Source organism: Paenibacillus sp. FSL F4-0122 (genome assembly GCF_038002845.1).
GTDB lineage: Bacteria > Bacillota > Bacilli > Paenibacillales > Paenibacillaceae > Paenibacillus_AQ > Paenibacillus_AQ odorifer.
Window position 1 is genome coordinate 1,842,135 of sequence record NZ_JBBODI010000001.1, and the last position, 16,297, is coordinate 1,858,431.

General features: G+C 43.3%; 14 protein-coding genes. 11 read left to right on the forward strand and 3 right to left on the reverse strand.

The features are described from left to right. The first annotated feature begins 75 nt into the window (after positions 1–75). The 5 genes from MHH49_RS07800 to MHH49_RS07820 all read left to right on the forward strand — a co-directional run bounded on the left by MHH49_RS07800 (position 76) and on the right by MHH49_RS07820 (position 4,836). Positions 76–1,125 (forward strand): ABC transporter substrate-binding protein, encoded by a 1,050-nt coding sequence (locus MHH49_RS07800; RefSeq protein WP_036682667.1) that lies wholly within the window; start codon positions 76–78, stop codon positions 1,123–1,125. Positions 1,126–1,685: 560 nt separating this feature from the next. Then, positions 1,686–1,979, forward strand: coding sequence for a thiamine-binding protein (locus MHH49_RS07805; RefSeq protein ID WP_036682688.1), 294 nt, complete (start codon positions 1,686–1,688; stop codon positions 1,977–1,979). Then, the gene (locus tag MHH49_RS07810; RefSeq protein WP_076101296.1) at positions 1,976–2,737 is read left to right on the forward strand and encodes an ABC transporter permease; all 762 of its coding nucleotides are present in this window, start codon (positions 1,976–1,978) and stop codon (positions 2,735–2,737) included. The genes MHH49_RS07805 and MHH49_RS07810 overlap by 4 nt, the downstream gene beginning before the upstream one ends. A gap of 34 nt (positions 2,738–2,771) precedes the next feature. Then, entirely contained in the window at positions 2,772–3,605 is an 834-nt protein-coding gene (locus tag MHH49_RS07815) for an ABC transporter ATP-binding protein (protein ID WP_038574047.1), read from the forward strand. Positions 3,606–3,834: 229 nt separating this feature from the next. After that, complete coding sequence (locus MHH49_RS07820) at positions 3,835–4,836, forward strand: hypothetical protein (RefSeq protein WP_341138075.1); 1,002 nt, start codon at positions 3,835–3,837, stop codon at positions 4,834–4,836. 934 nt (positions 4,837–5,770) lie between these two features. Here the strand turns inward: MHH49_RS07820 and MHH49_RS07825 are convergent. Continuing rightward, on the reverse strand, positions 5,771–6,520 hold the full coding sequence (locus tag MHH49_RS07825) for a WecB/TagA/CpsF family glycosyltransferase (protein ID WP_038568435.1): 750 nt from the start codon (positions 6,518–6,520) through the stop codon (positions 5,771–5,773). A gap of 383 nt (positions 6,521–6,903) precedes the next feature. Continuing rightward, positions 6,904–7,785, reverse strand: coding sequence for a nucleotidyltransferase domain-containing protein (locus MHH49_RS07830; RefSeq protein WP_038568432.1), 882 nt, complete (start codon positions 7,783–7,785; stop codon positions 6,904–6,906). Between the two features lie 185 nt (positions 7,786–7,970). Between MHH49_RS07830 and MHH49_RS07835 the strand changes: the two genes are divergently transcribed. Beyond that, positions 7,971–9,017 carry a YncE family protein gene (locus tag MHH49_RS07835; protein WP_051491257.1) on the forward strand — a complete coding sequence of 349 codons (1,047 nt, stop codon included), beginning with the start codon at positions 7,971–7,973 and terminating at the stop codon, positions 9,015–9,017. A 47-nt stretch (positions 9,018–9,064) separates the two neighbouring features. On the opposite strand, the gene MHH49_RS07840 is transcribed toward MHH49_RS07835, so the two are convergent. Then, the gene (locus MHH49_RS07840; RefSeq protein ID WP_036682711.1) at positions 9,065–10,588 is read right to left on the reverse strand and encodes a DHA2 family efflux MFS transporter permease subunit; all 1,524 of its coding nucleotides are present in this window, start codon (positions 10,586–10,588) and stop codon (positions 9,065–9,067) included. Between the two features lie 205 nt (positions 10,589–10,793). Here MHH49_RS07840 and MHH49_RS07845 point away from each other — a divergent pair, with 205 nt between their 5' ends. The 5 genes from MHH49_RS07845 (at position 10,794) to MHH49_RS07865 (ending at position 16,256) form a co-directional block, all read left to right on the forward strand. Further along, positions 10,794–11,684 carry a TetR/AcrR family transcriptional regulator gene (locus MHH49_RS07845; protein ID WP_235219480.1) on the forward strand — a complete coding sequence of 297 codons (891 nt, stop codon included), beginning with the start codon at positions 10,794–10,796 and terminating at the stop codon, positions 11,682–11,684. Between the two features lie 77 nt (positions 11,685–11,761). Next, positions 11,762–12,451 carry a response regulator transcription factor gene (locus MHH49_RS07850; protein ID WP_036682713.1) on the forward strand — a complete coding sequence of 230 codons (690 nt, stop codon included), beginning with the start codon at positions 11,762–11,764 and terminating at the stop codon, positions 12,449–12,451. After that, positions 12,448–13,452 (forward strand): sensor histidine kinase, encoded by a 1,005-nt coding sequence (locus MHH49_RS07855; RefSeq protein WP_036682716.1) that lies wholly within the window; start codon positions 12,448–12,450, stop codon positions 13,450–13,452. Before MHH49_RS07850 ends, MHH49_RS07855 begins: the two co-directional genes overlap by 4 nt. Positions 13,453–13,558: 106 nt before the next feature. Next, positions 13,559–14,320 carry an ABC transporter ATP-binding protein gene (locus MHH49_RS07860; protein WP_038568421.1) on the forward strand — a complete coding sequence of 254 codons (762 nt, stop codon included), beginning with the start codon at positions 13,559–13,561 and terminating at the stop codon, positions 14,318–14,320. Beyond that, positions 14,310–16,256 carry an FtsX-like permease family protein gene (locus MHH49_RS07865; RefSeq protein WP_036682721.1) on the forward strand — a complete coding sequence of 649 codons (1,947 nt, stop codon included), beginning with the start codon at positions 14,310–14,312 and terminating at the stop codon, positions 16,254–16,256. The genes MHH49_RS07860 and MHH49_RS07865 overlap by 11 nt, the downstream gene beginning before the upstream one ends. Positions 16,257–16,297: the final 41 nt, after the last annotated feature.

Sequence of the window (16,297 nt, forward strand, 5' to 3'; positions counted from 1 at the left end):
AAAACGTACATACTACACTTTACGGTTCATGTTGTGAAGACGGGATTCTTGTAACCTTAAAGGAGAGAAGAAGACATGCACCTCAAAAAAGCACTTACGTTGTGCCTCACCTGTGTACTCATTCTTGCCGTTGCCGGATGCGGCAGCAACAATGGGAATACAGCCGGAAACAAAGCAAATGCTACTGATCCAACTGCAGCGGCTGGGACGGATGCTCCAAAAGAGCTCACCAAAGTTAAAGTCGCACTCGACTGGACACCGAACACGAATCATACCGGTCTATACGTAGCTAAGGATCTTGGTTACTACGCTGAAGAAGGTCTGGACGTCGAAATCGTTCAACCAGGCGCAGCGGGTTCTGATACTATGGTTACTTCTGGCGAGGCCGCATTTGGCATCAGCGCGCAAGAAGGATTAACTCTAGCCCGTCTACAAGGCGTCCCCCTTGTCTCGATAGCAGCTATTATTCAGCATAATACATCGGGATTCGCCGCTCCAGTAGATCGCAATATTAAATCACCAAAGGATTTCGAAGGTAAAACCTACGGAGGCTGGGGCTCACCGGCCGAAGAAGCAGCCATGAAAGCTATCATGGATCCTGAAGGTGGCGATGTGAAAAAGGTGAAGCTGATAAGTATCGGTGAAGCTGATTATTTTACCGCCGTCAAACGTGACATTGATTTCGCCTGGATTTTCTACGCTTGGACTGGCGTTGAGGCTGAGTTGCGTGGCGAGCCATTGGATATGCTGTACTTAAAGGATTATGCGCCACAGCTCGATTATTACACGCCTGTGCTGACGACGAGTGAGAAGCAAATTGCAGATCATCCTGAGCTGGTGAAGGCCTTCATGAAAGCCACATCAAAAGGTTATCAATATGCCATTGATCATCCGGAAGAGGCTGCCGGTATGTTATCGAAGGCCGTTCCTGACCTGGACGCCGACCTTGTCCTAGCTAGCCAAAAATGGCTTAGCCCAAAATACAAGGACGATGCTGCCCGCTGGGGCGAGCAAAAAACCGAGGTCTGGCAAAATTACGGCGACTGGATGTATGATCTGAAGTTGCTGGATAAACCGCTGGATGCTGCTAGTGCATTCAGTAATGATTTTTTACCGGCGGAGTAGAGAGCGGACTTCAGAACCAAGAAGGTTGGACGTCACTTGAGGAAGGAGGAACGGAGCGTAGTGATGTGCTACGTGAGTACCGGACTTCCTAAGTTCGTTCAAGATTCGACGTCGAGTTTGCTTCCTGAGTTACTTCGTTATCAAAGTTGGCTTTTTGAACTTACCTTATAATTTAAGAGTTCAAAAAGACGGCTTTCAGAACCAAGAAGGTTGGACGTTACTTGAGGAAGGAGGAACGGAGCGTAGTGATGTGCTACGTGAGTACCGGACTTCCCAAGTTCGTTCAAGATTCGACGTCGAGTTTGCTTCCTGAATTACTTCGTTATCAAAGTTGGCTTTTTGAACTCACCTTATAATTTAAGAGCTCAAAAAGTCGGCTTTCAGAACCAAGAAGGTTGGACGTTACTTGAGGAAGGAGGAACGGAGCGTAGTGATGTGCTACGTGAGTACCGGACTTCCCAAGTTCGTTCAAGATTCGATGTCGAGTTTGCTTCCTGAATTACTTCGTTATCAAAGTTGGCTTTTTGAACTTACCTTATAAAATGAGAGGATTGATTATTGTGGCTAACACCCTACTAAGCATTCAAGTAATTCCAAAAACTCCGAACAATGAGGATTCCATCCCATACGTAGATAAAGCGATTGAGGTCATTCAAAAATCCGGTGTTAAACATCAGGTGAATCCGCTGGAAACCACAATGGAAGGTGAGCTTAGCGAGCTGCTGGAGGTTGTGCGTCAGATGCAAGAGGCGTTGATCGAAGCAGGCAGTCCAAGCGTAATTTCGCAGATCAAAATCGCTCATAATCCTAACGGAATCAGCATGGATAAATTGACGGAGAAATATCGGCCGTGAGATCGACCTGGAAGCTAATATGGCCGCCCCTTGTGGCGGTCGTCTTCTTTTTAAGCGTATGGCAGCTATCTGTATCTGTATTTCATATTGAATCCTGGATTCTGCCGAGTCCTGCTGATATTGCCCGTGAATCCACCAGTAACGCTTCTGGTCTTTGGGCTCATACGATGGCTACGCTGCGGCTCACTTTAATTGGTTTTCCCATCGGTACGGGGGTAGGTCTGATCGTCGCTTTGCTTTTGCATCTTTTGCCTTGGGCTAGACGGGCTTTTTATCCACTCATTATTCTGAGTCAAAATGTTCCCTCCATCGCGCTCGGCCCCCTGCTCATTATCTGGTTCGGCTTTGGTCTTTTGCCCAAAATCGTGCTGATTACACTAGTATGTTTCTTCCCTGTAGCTGTCGCTGCGATGGGCGGCCTGGCCCAAAGTGATCAGGTCATGATGAATTATATGAAAATGGCTGGCGCAAGCAAGTGGCAAATCTTTACCAAGCTGGAGCTGCCCTCTTCTATCCCGGCACTATTTTCCGGTGTAAAAATATCTGCTACTTATGCGGTTATGGGCGCCGTGGTCGCTGAATGGATTGGCGCGGATAAGGGTATTGGCTATTATATGCTTCTGCAGAAATCCGCTTATCGTACGGATCGGATGTTTGTCGCTATTGTTATTATTGTACTTTTAAGTCTTGTACTCTTTGCTATTATTGCATTGCTGGAAAAATGGCTGGTTCGCTGGAAGCCGCGCCGTAACTCATAGAAAGGAAGATGCCTGTATGTCTCAAGCGATGCAAATGCAACACAGAACAACAGAAGTCACCAGCTCTCCTGAAGCTCATACCGCGGCACCCGCCCTTGAAGTGAGCGGCATCTCCAAATCTTTTTTCCATCGTCGCCGTGAGACAAAAGTTCTGAATAATGTCTCTCTCAAGGTAGAGCAACAAGAATTCGTTTCGATCGTTGGTCCTTCCGGCTGCGGAAAAAGCACCTTATTCCATATGATTGGCGGCCTTGTGAAACCCGATGCAGGCACGATCCGCATGAACGGTAAGGTCGTTACAGGTCAACGCGGTGAAATTAGTTATATGCCGCAGCAGCCTGCTCTTTTTCCTTGGCGTACGATTGAGGATAATGTGCTGCTTGCTGGGGAGATCAAGGGCGCACTGCGGGATGGAGCCCGCGAGGAAGCACGCCAGTGGCTTGCCAAGGTTGGGTTAAGCGGGTTCGAACATGCTTATCCGCATATGCTGTCTGGCGGGATGCAGCAGCGTGCAGCTTTTCTCAGAGCATTGCTCGCTCCGCAGGAGCTAATGTTGCTGGATGAACCTTTCAGCGCACTCGATGCACTAACTCGCAGTGAAATGCAGCGCTGGCTGCTTGAGCTGTGGGAAGAGAATCGCCGCTCTGTGCTGTTCATTACTCACAACATCGAAGAAGCGTTGCTGCTCTCTAATCGTATCTATGTATTTTCCGGCCGCCCCGGCTCCATCCTGCATACAGTCGATGTGCCGTTTCCGCGGCCACGCCGTGATGAGATTACGGACTCTCCCGAGTTCCTTAAGCTCAAACGCCAGTTGTCACAGTGGATGCGAGAGGAACAAGCTAAAAATAGGCAGCCGCTAGCTTAATCGCTAAGCACTGTAAACTGATATCGCTGGTATAGCGGTGTCAGTTATTTATTTGCAGCGATAAATTCCCTAACATATTTACAATTGGTGCGGATGTATCTGCTCATTTAACAAATTTCACTCATCCTAGTAGGGATCACATTAAATGTGTGGCGAAAACGGCCTCCGTGTTGGTAATGGATAGTAACCGGGTTGGGCTGGGGACATTTACGGGATTTATACCGTTGATTTGTTTCGTTGGGCCGGATTCGGCTCATTCTACGGGATTTATACCGTTGATTTGCTTCGTCGGACCGGATTCGGCTCATTCTGCGGGATTTATACCGTTGATTTGTTTCGTCGGGCCGGATTCGGCTCATTCTACGGGATTTTTACCGTTAATTTGCTGCTTCGGGCCGGATTCGGCTCATTCTGCGGGATTTATACCGTTGATTTGCTGCTTCGGGCCGGATTCGGCTCATTCTACGGGATTTATACCGTTGATTTGCTTCATCGGACCGGATTCGGCTCATTCTACGGGATTTATACCGTTGATTTGTTTCGTCGGACCGGATTCGGCTCATTCTGCGGGATTTATACCGTTGATTTGCTGCTTCGGGCCAGGTTCGGCTCATTCTACGGGATTTATACCGTTGATTTGTTTCGTCGGACCGGATTCGGCTCATTCTACGGGATTTATACCGTTGATTTGCTTCGTCGGACCGGATACGGCTCATTCTACGGGATTTATACCGTTGATTTGCTTCATCGGGCCGGACTCGGCTCATTCTACGGGATTTATACCGTTGATTTGCTTCGTCGGGCCGGATTCGGCTCATTCTACGGGATTTATACCGTTGATTTGCTTCATCGGACCGGATTCGGCTCATTCTGCGGGATTTATACCGTTGATTTGTTTCGTCGGACCGGATTCGGCTCATTCTACGGGATTTATACCGTTGATTTGCCTCTTCGGGCCGGATTCGGCTCATTCTACGGGATTTATACCGTTGATTTGTTTCTTCGGACCGGATACGGCTCATTCTACGGGATTTATACCGTTGATTTGTTTCGTCGGGCCGGATTCGGCTCATTCTGCGGGATTTATACCGTTGATTTGCTGCTTCGGGCCAGATTCGGCTCATTCTACGGGATTTATACCGTTGATTTGCTGCTTCGGACCGGATTCGGCTCATTCTACGGGATTTATACCGTTGATTTGCTGCTTCGGACTGAATTGCACCCTATCTAGGGCATTTTTGCCTTTCTTTTACCACTTCGGGCGGAATCGCACCGATTCTAGGGCATTTTTGTCTTTCTTTTACTTTTTCGGGCGGAATTCCAGTGACTCAAGGGCATTTTTGCCCTTATAGTTTCCCTTTAGCTTTTAGCTTGAATTAAATACGAGGCTATGGCATCAACCAGAATCGGTGTTGTTTATTATTATTAATTTGTTTAAAGGTCACAACTATAGTCGCACTTACATTCTACTCGCTACTCTTACACTTACTCCCACTACTCACTTTTACTCCTACTCCTTACCTCAATCCCACTACTTACTCTTGCTCCTACTCCCTACCTCAATCCCACTACTCACTTTTACTCCTACTCCCTACCTCAATCCCACTACTCACTTTTACTCCTACTCCTTACCTCAATCCTACTACTTACTCTTGCCCTACTCCCTACCTCAATCCCACTACTCACTTTTATTCCTACTCCCTACCTCAATCCCACTACTCACTTTTACTCCTACTCCTTACCTCAATCCCACTACTTACTCTTGCCCCTACTCCCTACCTCAATCCCACTACTTACTCTTGCCCCTACTCCCTACCTCAATCCCACTACTCACTTTTACTCCTACTCCCTACCTCAATCCTACTACTCACTTTTACTCCTACTCCTTACCTCACTCCCACTACTTACTCTTGCTCCTACTCCTTACCTCAATCCCACTACTTACTCTTGCCCCTACTCCTTACCTCACTCCCACTACTTACTCTTGCCCCTACTCCTTACCTCACTCCCACTAACCACTATTACTCTTCCCCCTACTCCTCACCTCACTCCCACTAACCACTATTACTCTTCCCCTTACTCCTTACTTCCTACTCTCACACCTGCCTCCTCTTCCTCTCACACCAACCGAACCAAAAAAGGCCCCCATAAACGAGGCCTTTTCTTCATTTCTTAATCATAGCTCGGAACACGAATTTGGGCAGAACTGCCTGTCTGCGCCATCGCGACTTTTGTCCCTTCGCAACTGGAGCGAACAAAAGTCGATGCAACCACTCCAGATTGAGTTTTTTCCATAGCGCTGGTGCAGGAGTAACTTTTCCCGCTATTACATCCAAGCTGCCCCCCACGCCAAAAACAACTTTTACCTGCGTAAGCTCCTGTTTGTGCTTATATACCCATTTGTCAGAGTATGGCGCCCCCATCGCAACGATCAGAAAATCCGGCTGTGCACGCTGAATCTCTGCTACAATGGCAGGCTCCTCTTCCTTGGTAAGAAAACCATTATGTCTTCCTGCAATCTTCACATTCGAATATAACTCCGTGATCTTTTCGACCGCTTTACAGCTGGTAAGCTCATCTGTTCCCAAGAAATAAAAACTCCATCCCAAGCTATTTCCTTGCTCCAAAAGCTCAAGAAGCAGCTCATATCCAGTTACCCTCTCAGCAATAGGATCGCCTTTTCTTTTTGAAGCCATCACAATGCCAATCCCGTCAGGAGTGATTAAATCCGCTTCTTGAAGTATGGTTCGTAGCAACTCGTCCGATTGACTTGTTATCGTAATTTCCGGGTTAGCCGTGATCAAATGGAAAAGTTTCGGTTCTCCGGATTGAATATGTTTTGTTAGATGAAGTGTTGTCTCATGTAGTGTTAGTTTTGAAAAGGGAACTCCTAATATTGAAACTGTCCCGTCCATATAATCACCTCTCACTAAAATTTCACTTCAATATACCTTACCATAATCAAGAGGAGGAAGGGGGGGCATTTAAGTTACTTAATCACTACAGCCACTCACCCAAACACTATAGCCACTTCAACCACCCGACCATTCCACCACCCTAGCCACCACAGCTACTACGCTACTACAGCCACTATAGTCCACCATAGCTTCACCTCATAATAACCACTTCACTCCCTCCGCCACCTCTCCAGCCACCACAGCTACTACGCTACTGCAGCCACTACAATCCACCATAGCCACTTCACCTCACAATAACCACTTCACTCCCTCCGCCACCTCTCCAACCACCCCAGCCACTAACCACTACACTCAACCACTAACTCACCCTATAGCTCCATTCACTCCTCCATAAACTTCCACCACTCTACTAACCAAGGTTCATCGATCCCCCGCATGCGGAATTCCTTTACAAGTATCTTCCGGAAACGTTTTTCCATTTTGACAAAGTTATTATCCTCCTGGTACATAGGGGCAAAGGATTCATCATCTCTAATAAAACTCCAAAAATCGCCCGCACACTCCGTAATCTTTCGTCCGACAGTCGTTTGTTTGGCTACAGGTACCAGCCATTTGTCGTAGGGGTAGGGATAACCTTCAATAGTAATGGCACAGCGTAATGCTTCTTTATAAAGAGAAACCGCTAAAAATAAAATAGGAAAGGCATCGCCACGCACTACAGGATTATCTAAGCTTTTGGCATAACTTCTTAACTGTATGTATGAATTCTTACGAAATCTCATTAGAACTTCAGGTTGGAGGGGCACATAGGCATCAAAAAGTGACTTTACATCCAATCGGTCATAGTAGATATAAGAAACAGAAGCATTCCACAGCCATTCCATACTTCCGCTCATTAACGCCGCTTTGATTTCTGATATTTTATGCAGTGTGTAATGTCCGGACTTGCCGCTGGGAAGTCGTAAATCCATAAAAAAACTACTTTGCTCCGGGATCAACCCCGCTTGCTCGAACCGATGATTAATGCTGCTATAATACTCGTCCTGACAAATAATGATTACATCCACATCCGACTGCTCATCCACCACACCAAGTGCGGTCGATCCATCAAGGAGAATACTTACCCGCTGACTCTCCTCTTTCATTAACGGATGATTTAGAATTTCTTGCGTGATATACTGCCCAATTTCCTCTAACAATTCACTATGAAGCTGCGTCTTATCAGGTGTTAATAAAATATCCGACAACACTGATTTCACCATCTCAACCCCAACCTCCAATCAATCTCAATTTTTCAAAAAATAAAACGCTTACACATAACCTAATATTTGGATAATGGAGTACCATTCTACACTCCTAATATATATCTTGCAAGGATAAATGAAGTACCCTTTTGCCTAAGCCTAAATATAATGAAGTATCTATTTACTTGGAAAGGGGTAAAAGCATGGCGCAGCCAAAAGTGATTGCTACAGTCCGCTCTGCCGGACCGATCGGAGATATAAAAGTAAATGTCGTCACGAATCGAGTATACTTTGTAAACCCAGACACCGAGGCTGGAACTATCGGGGTATTGGAGGGCAGAACTAATCGCATTATCGCTCGGATCCCTGTAGGAAGACTGCCGTCTCAGCTCGGAATCAACCCCCAAACCAACCGGATTTATGTACCTAACTTCCGTGACGAAAATGTCTCTGTCATAAACGGGCGGACAAACCAGGTAATCAAAACTGTCAAAGTAGGCCGATTCCCAGACAATATCGGAGTGAATGTTCTAACCAATCTGATTTATGTAACTAGCGCATTCGGAACCCTATTCGTCATAGACGGGAAAACAAATCAGGTCCGCAAAAAGATTGAAATCGGTGGACGCCCTTCCAGAATCGTTATCAATGAGCTTACAAACCGTGTCTATGTGACCAATACAGCAAATGATAGCGTCACCGTCATTAACGGAACTACACAGGCTATCATTGCGACAATAAAAGTCGGAAGTAACCCCGTGATAGCGCCAGCACTTAATAAAATTACCAATCGTATTTATGTCGCTAATAACTTAAGCCGGTTTCTTTCTGTGATCAATGGCCGAACCAACAAATTGTTGCGTAATGTACAGCTGGGACGTCTGCAAAGCGAGGTCGTTATAAATCCCCTGACGAACCGTATTTTTGTTTCAAGTGCACAAGTTGAAGGTAAAGGAAAGCTATTCGTCATCAATGGAAATAACAACAAAATCATTACAACAAAGGTTCTTCCTACTTCCTCCAACATAACCATTAATCCGAATACAAATCATTTATTTGTTGGTAATTTCGATAAAAATCATATGTCTGTTTATAACGCCACCACGTTTAAACGGCTCGCAAGATTCCCCTCTGTATCAGGCAGTACTGTGCTAAACCCGCTCACAAATAGAATTTATGTAGGTGGAAACGACTCCATAACGGTCATTCAGGATGGACCAAGACTCACTCAGAGCTCTATTTTTAATTAAGACAAAAAAGACGCCCACCACAGGTGAGCGTCTTTCTGCATAGCAAATTACATCGATCTAGCGGATGAAACTTGTTTAACAGCCACTTTTTCTTCGACTGTTTCTGTATCCTTAGGCTGTATCCCTCTTTTTATGAAGAAAGCTAGGATAAAGGCAATGATGGCTACGCCTACTGACACTAAGAACGCATCGTTAATTCCTTCGATCGTTGCTTTTGCGATGACTTGGTTTTGAATACCAAGCAATTGCTCTGCAGAAGGTTTAGCCGTTAATTTACTCACAGCTTCTGCTACCATATCTTTGACATGTGAAGTGGTACTGTTAGACATAATCGTTACAAGCAGCGCCCCGCCAATCGCTCCGGAGACTTGCTGAATCGTACTGTTCATGGCTGTACCATGCGGTGTATATTTAGCCGGGATGGAGTTCAGACCATTGGTCATCACAGGCATCATAACCATTGAAATCCCGAACATTCTCACAGAATACAAAATCATAAGTGTCGAATATTTCGTTGTTTCAGTTAGATCACTAAAGAAATACGTACTGATCACTACGATAGCCAGACCCATTAACGCCAAGACTTTACCGCCGAATTTATCGAACAATTTACCTGTGATTGGAGACATAACCCCCATAATCAACGCACCAGGCAACATTAGGAGTCCCGAATCCAGAGGTGAAATGCCTCTAATATTTTGCAGGTAAATCGGCATTAACATCATCGCTGAGAACATCGCCATATTCAGTGTAATCGAAATCGCTGAGGATAAAGCGAACATCGGATATTTGTACACTCTGAAGTTAAGCATAGGCTCCTTCATTCTCATCTGGCGCATTATGAATATCACTAAACCAATAACCCCGATAATAAGGGTGGAGTAGACCATTGGATCATCCCATCCTTTATTCCCAGCGGAACTGAAGCCGTATAGAAGACCCCCGAACCCAATCGCTGATAGAACTACAGATAGAATATCGATTTTAATAGCCACATCTTTTTTAGGATCATGCAGTTTGAAGAAGGCAAGAATGAACACCAATACGGCGATAGGTGCAATCATAAAGAACAGCACAGGCCATTCATAATGCTGAATAATCCATCCTGACAGTGTAGGACCAATGGCTGGTGCAAAAATCATAACCAAACCAAACATCCCCATGGCCGAGCCGCGTTTTTCAGGTGGAAATGTGGTAAACAATACATTCATTAATAATGGCATCATAATTGCGGCCCCTGAGGCTTGGACCATTCTCGCAATCAATAATACAGGGAAACTTGGAGCAAAGCCTCCAATAAAGGTCCCTATTGCAAATAATCCAATGGCGATTAAGAATAATCGTCTCGCTGTATACTTTTGAATTAAAAAGGCCGTTGAAGGAATCATGATCCCGTTCACTAGCATATAACCCGTCGATAGCCACTGTACCGTTGAGGCACTGACATCAAAATCCTTCATAATCGATGGTAAAGCTATATTGAGTAGTGTATTACTTAGTAAAGCAACAAATGCACCAATCATAAGGATTGCCAAAATCCCATAGGACGCTTTACTTTCTTTCGTTTTCATTTTGGAATCCTCCATTCTATAATCATACCGTCGGTTCAAATTTGAACTTATGTTACAATGTAGAATATATTACTCTTATATTTACTGCTTGGCAAGTCAGAATTCATTTAAAAACTAAATTGTATTAAGTGGAAATATAAGCTAGTCTATTCTACGTGAAGTGTTTTTTTTGCACAAAAGAGTCCAGCTTAAAGGGGCACCTAAGATGATAAATAAACGGAAAGAGCAAGTGATTCAAAAAGCACATGAATTATTTATTGAAAAAGGCTACCACGCCACATCCATACAGGACATTCTGAATCACAGCCGGATCTCCAAAGGATCTTTTTATAATTATTTCCCTTCCAAAGGGGATCTCTTTAAAGCTGTATTCACCTCTATTCATGACCAGCTGGAAGAAGGCAGAAATGGCCTGCTCATTGGCCAGGACCCCTCTGACATTGATATATTCGCTAAACAAGTTCAACTGGTTATGAAAATCAATAAGAAAAATAAATTGTTGCAGCTGGTTGAAGATGCCCTGGTCTCCAATGATCCGGACTTAATTACGTTCATCAAAAAAACTAAATTCACCTTATTAACCTGGGTGCATGAACGTTTCCTGCATATATTTTCTGAAGATAAGAAGCCCTATCTACTGGATGGAGCCATCATTTTCACAGGCATCTTGCAACATATGCTGCAAATTAACAGTGCCATGAATGAAGTCATTACCTCTCAACAAATCATTAATTATTGCACTACTCTTATCCAGACGATTGTTGAGGATGTAAGCGAAAAAGGAATCCAGCTTATCTCCCCCGATCATGTAGGGAAACTATTACCTGTAGCCGAATACACTGATTTTTTTAATAATGATTTATCGTTTGCGACCGTGAGCTTAAAAAAAATCATAGATAAATCATTCGCCGCTGATGATCCTAACCTGTCCAATGCACTAAAGCTGTTATATTTTATCCAAGAAGAGATCATGAACAACAAGGAACCAAGAGAGTTCTTAATCGAAAGCGCCCTGCTCTCCTTGAAAATGTGCCCTCAGTTTAATGAAACGAAGGAATTTGCGCATTATCAGACAGTGTTATCTGCAATGCTCTAAGCACAATCAAAGTATGGCTTCAATCGTTTAAGCGTATTCTAAACGCAAGGTACGAAACTAAAAGTGTGGTGACCGATTTGTTCAAGCTTTTATTAATCGAAGATGATACAACGCTGTTTAATGAGATCAAAGAGCGGCTTACGCAGTGGTCTTATGATGTATATGGCATTCAAGATTTCAACAATGTTACGCAGGAATTCACGGAAATCAAACCTGATTTAGTGATAATTGATATCCAATTACCCAAATTCGATGGATTTCATTGGTGCAGAATGATTCGCTCTCACTCTAACCTGCCGATTATCTTCTTATCCTCCCGGGATCATCCGACAGATATGGTGATGTCCATGCAGCTGGGAGCCGATGATTATATCCAAAAGCCCTTCCATTTCGATGTACTCATTGCCAAGGTGCAAGCCATTCTCCGACGTGTGTACAATTACAATTCGGATAACATTGAACTCAAAACGTGGTGCGGAGCTACCGTCGATTATGAGCGGAATTCAGTGACCAACGACACGGGATCGATTGAGCTTACCAAAAATGAGATTTTCATATTGAAATTACTCATTGAGAAAAAGAATAAAATTGTCACCCGCGAGGAATTAATTAATAGCTTATGGGACGATAAGCGCTTTATTAGTGATAACACCCTCACCGTCAACGTAAATCGGCTGCGCAAAAAGCTGGACGAGCTTGAATTAGGGGCGTTTATTGAGACGAAGGTTGGACAAGGGTACGTAGCCATTGAAGAGGATTGTCTATGATAAAAAAGTACCTGCTCGAAAGACTCGGTTGGATTCTGCTCTTTCTCTTTGTACATCTATTTATGCTCTTTATCACCTTTATGGACCCGACCATCCCCCTGTCTTCAGTGCTCTATCTGGTCTCTTTATCAATGATTTTTTTCGTAATTTTTCTAGTCATTCGCTATCCTAAGGAAACCAGATTTTATAAAAGCTTAAATGAGCGGGACGATGATCTCGATCTGACAAGTATCGCTCTTGCCGAAAGTCCTTTTGAGAAAATCATCGAAGAGAGCATCACCAACCAAGTGAAACTGTTAAAGAGGACTGCTTCAGACAATCTAATGAACTTGGAGCAAGAGAAGGATGAGCTGTTATCCTGGATTCATGAAGTAAAGACTCCACTGACCGCAATGCATCTAATGATTGAACGTATAGAAGATGATGTTATGAAGAGGCACTTGACCTATGAGTGGCTGCGTATTCATCTGCTGCTGGATCAGCAGCTCCACCAAAGACGGATACCCTTTATTGAAAACGATCTGTATATGGAGCAAATCGATATAGAAACGCTTATTTTTAGTGAGATTAAGACGTTACAGTCTTGGTGTATTCAGAAGGGAATCGGCTTTGAGTTGAACTTAGAAGCTGCTGAAGTGCTTAGTGATGCAAAATGGCTGGCTTTTATCCTCAGACAACTACTAACCAACGCCGTAAAATATAGTGAAGCTTCTGATATTACAGTGAATAGCTACCAGCAAGCTGAACATATCGTTCTTGAGGTGAAGGATTCCGGGCGCGGGATAGATCCGAAGGACCTGCCGCGCATCTTCGATAGAGGGTTTACTTCCACTACTGTACATCGCGACAATGCAGCCACAGGCATGGGCTTATATTTAGCTCAGAAAGCAGCTCAATCCTTACTCATCATCATCGGGGTTCAATCCAAGCTTGGAGCGGGAACAACATTTACTTTAACCTTCCCACTCAAAAATGAATTCGTTAAAATCTCAAGCATGTGACAACAATGTCACATGCTTTTATATTTTGTTCGGGCAATCGCAGGATAAGAACAATAAACTTTTTTATAATAAGGCTATACAAGAAGAAACGAAGGAGTGAATCATTATGGCAATTCTAGAAGCTACTAAAATTCATAAAAGCTATGGCAATAAATTAAACAAACAATCCGTGTTAAGCGGACTCGATATTCGTATAGAAGAAGGCGAATTCGTTGGCATCATGGGGCCTTCCGGTTCAGGTAAAACAACCCTACTCAACGTACTCTCGTCGATCGACAAAATCAGCAACGGATCTATTACCATTGAGGGCAATGAAATCTCCAATATGAAAGAGAAGCAGCTCGCGGAATTTCGCAAAAATCATTTAGGTTTTATTTTTCAAGAATATAATCTCTTGGACACACTGACGGTAAAGGAGAATATCCTGCTGCCACTATCCATTACCAATACACCCAAGAAAGCCGCCAATCAGAAATTCGAAAGTCTCGCAAAGGAATTGGGGATTTTGGAATTAAAAAATAAGTACCCCAATGAAATCTCTGGCGGTCAAAAACAACGTACCTCAGCAGCTCGTGCCTTCATTCATGATCCAAGTATTATTTTTGCTGATGAGCCTACCGGGGCGCTGGATTCTAAATCCGCTTCTGATTTATTAAATAAGCTAAGTGAACTCAATCAAAAACGAAAAGCAACCATCGTTATGGTTACACATGATCCAGTGGCTGCCAGTTATTGCAGTAGAGTTATTTTTATAAAAGATGGAAAAATCTATACGCAGCTAAATAAAGGAGAACAATCAAGACAAGTTTTCTTCAACGACATTATAAAAACACAGGGTGTATTAGGCGGTGTGCAGAATGAGCATTAATGTATTAATGATTCGAAATCTGCGAAAAAACATTCGAAATTACTACCTATACGTGTTTGCGCTAGTTTTTAGTGTGGCCTTATATTTCGCCTTTGTCACCTTGCAATATGATCCCTCGATGGATGAGCTGGAAAGCTCTATCAAAGGGGGCGCAGCAATCATGGCTGCCTCGATTTTACTAGTCGTAATTGTCTCTATTTTCCTGTTATATGCTAATACGATCTTCATCAAACGACGCGGTAAAGAAATTGGCTTATTTCAGTTAATTGGAATGACCAAAAATAAAATCTTCCGCATTCTTTCGGCAGAGAACTTTATTCTGTATTTCGGTTCCTTGGTCCTGGGGATATTGGTTGGCTTTTCTATCTCAAAATTAATCCTCATGATCTTATTTAAGATAATGGGGGTCGATGCTATAGCCTCCCTTCATTTCTCTATCGAAGCTTTGATTCAGACGTTAATCGTATTCTGTGTGATTTATCTTTTGATCATGCTGATGAATTATGGATTTATTAAAAGACAAAGTATTTTATCCTTGTTCCGGGTGACCTCAACAACAGAAGGTACAGTGAAAAAGTTATCCTTCTTTGAAATGATCATAGGGATTGTCGGAATTGGCCTAATCCTACTGGGCTATGTGCTCTCCTCTAAATTACTTACCGAAGACGTAACCTCAATGAATCAATTGGCTATTTCCATGATTACTATTTTGGGATCCGTCATTATTGGGACCTATCTATTTTATAAAGGCTCGGTAAGTTTTATTTTTCATATCATTCGTAAGCGGAAAAACGGCTATCTGAACATTAGAGAGGTTCTATCTCTTTCCTCCATTATGTTTCGCATGAAATCAAATGCCGTATTATTAACCATCATTACAACGGTATCGGCACTAGCCCTGGGTTTATTATCCCTTAGCTACATTTCCTTTTACTCTGCTGAGAAAACTTCCAAGCAATATGTCCCAACGGATTTTGTATTCACGAATGCCCAAGAGGCTGAACAATTTACAAAGATCCTAACGGCAAATGATTTAGTATTTACAGAAAGAAGGACCCAAGTCCTTCAGGTCGATGTAGATGTTGAAGAGATTCTTGTTAAAAAACCGGACGGAGACAATATGTTTTCAAATATTATGACCCTGGCGGTCATAAGTGAAAATGCACTTGAAGACGTTGATCTAACTCCAGATAAAGCTTATTTTACGAAATCAAGCAGTACACTGGATAATTTTGTTACTATGAAAGATAAAGGTGCGATTGAACTAAAAGGGTTACATGAGGTTTTTCCGCAGGATTATAAAAGATTAGATATCGAAAGTCCCATTTCAGGGTATTACACAGGTGGTGGCTTACCGGTTGCGGTTGTAGACGAATCGATCTTCAAGCGCTTAAAGAAGGATTTAGATCCTTCCCTTCAAAGAGGATCCTCCCTTAATATCGGGATTGATATGAAAGTCCGGGCAAGCGTTGAACAGGCAAATGAACTTTTTAAGACCTTGAAATTTGATGAGAAAAACAAACAAGACTCTCAATTAGAGTCGATAAAAGGTCAAAAACAAAATATGGGACTCATTATGTTTATCGTTGCTTTTCTGGGGTTAACCTTCTTGATTACCTCCGGATGTATTCTATACTTTAAACAAATGGATGAAAGTGAAAATGAAAAACCTAACTACACCATTCTGAGAAAGCTTGGGTTCACGCAAGGCGATCTGCTCAGAGGTATACAGATGAAGCAATTGTTCAATTTCGGTATTCCATTAGTCATAGGTCTGCTTCACAGCTACTTCGCCGTTAAATCCGGCTGGTTCTTATTCGGCACAGAGCTTTGGACACCGATGATTCTGGTGATGCTGTTATACACTGCTTTGTATTCGATCTTTGCAATATTGTCCGTCTTTTATTACAAAAAGGTAATTAAAGAGGCGCTTTAAAATAACGAAGGTGTTCCAAAAGCCATCATGGCTTAGGGACA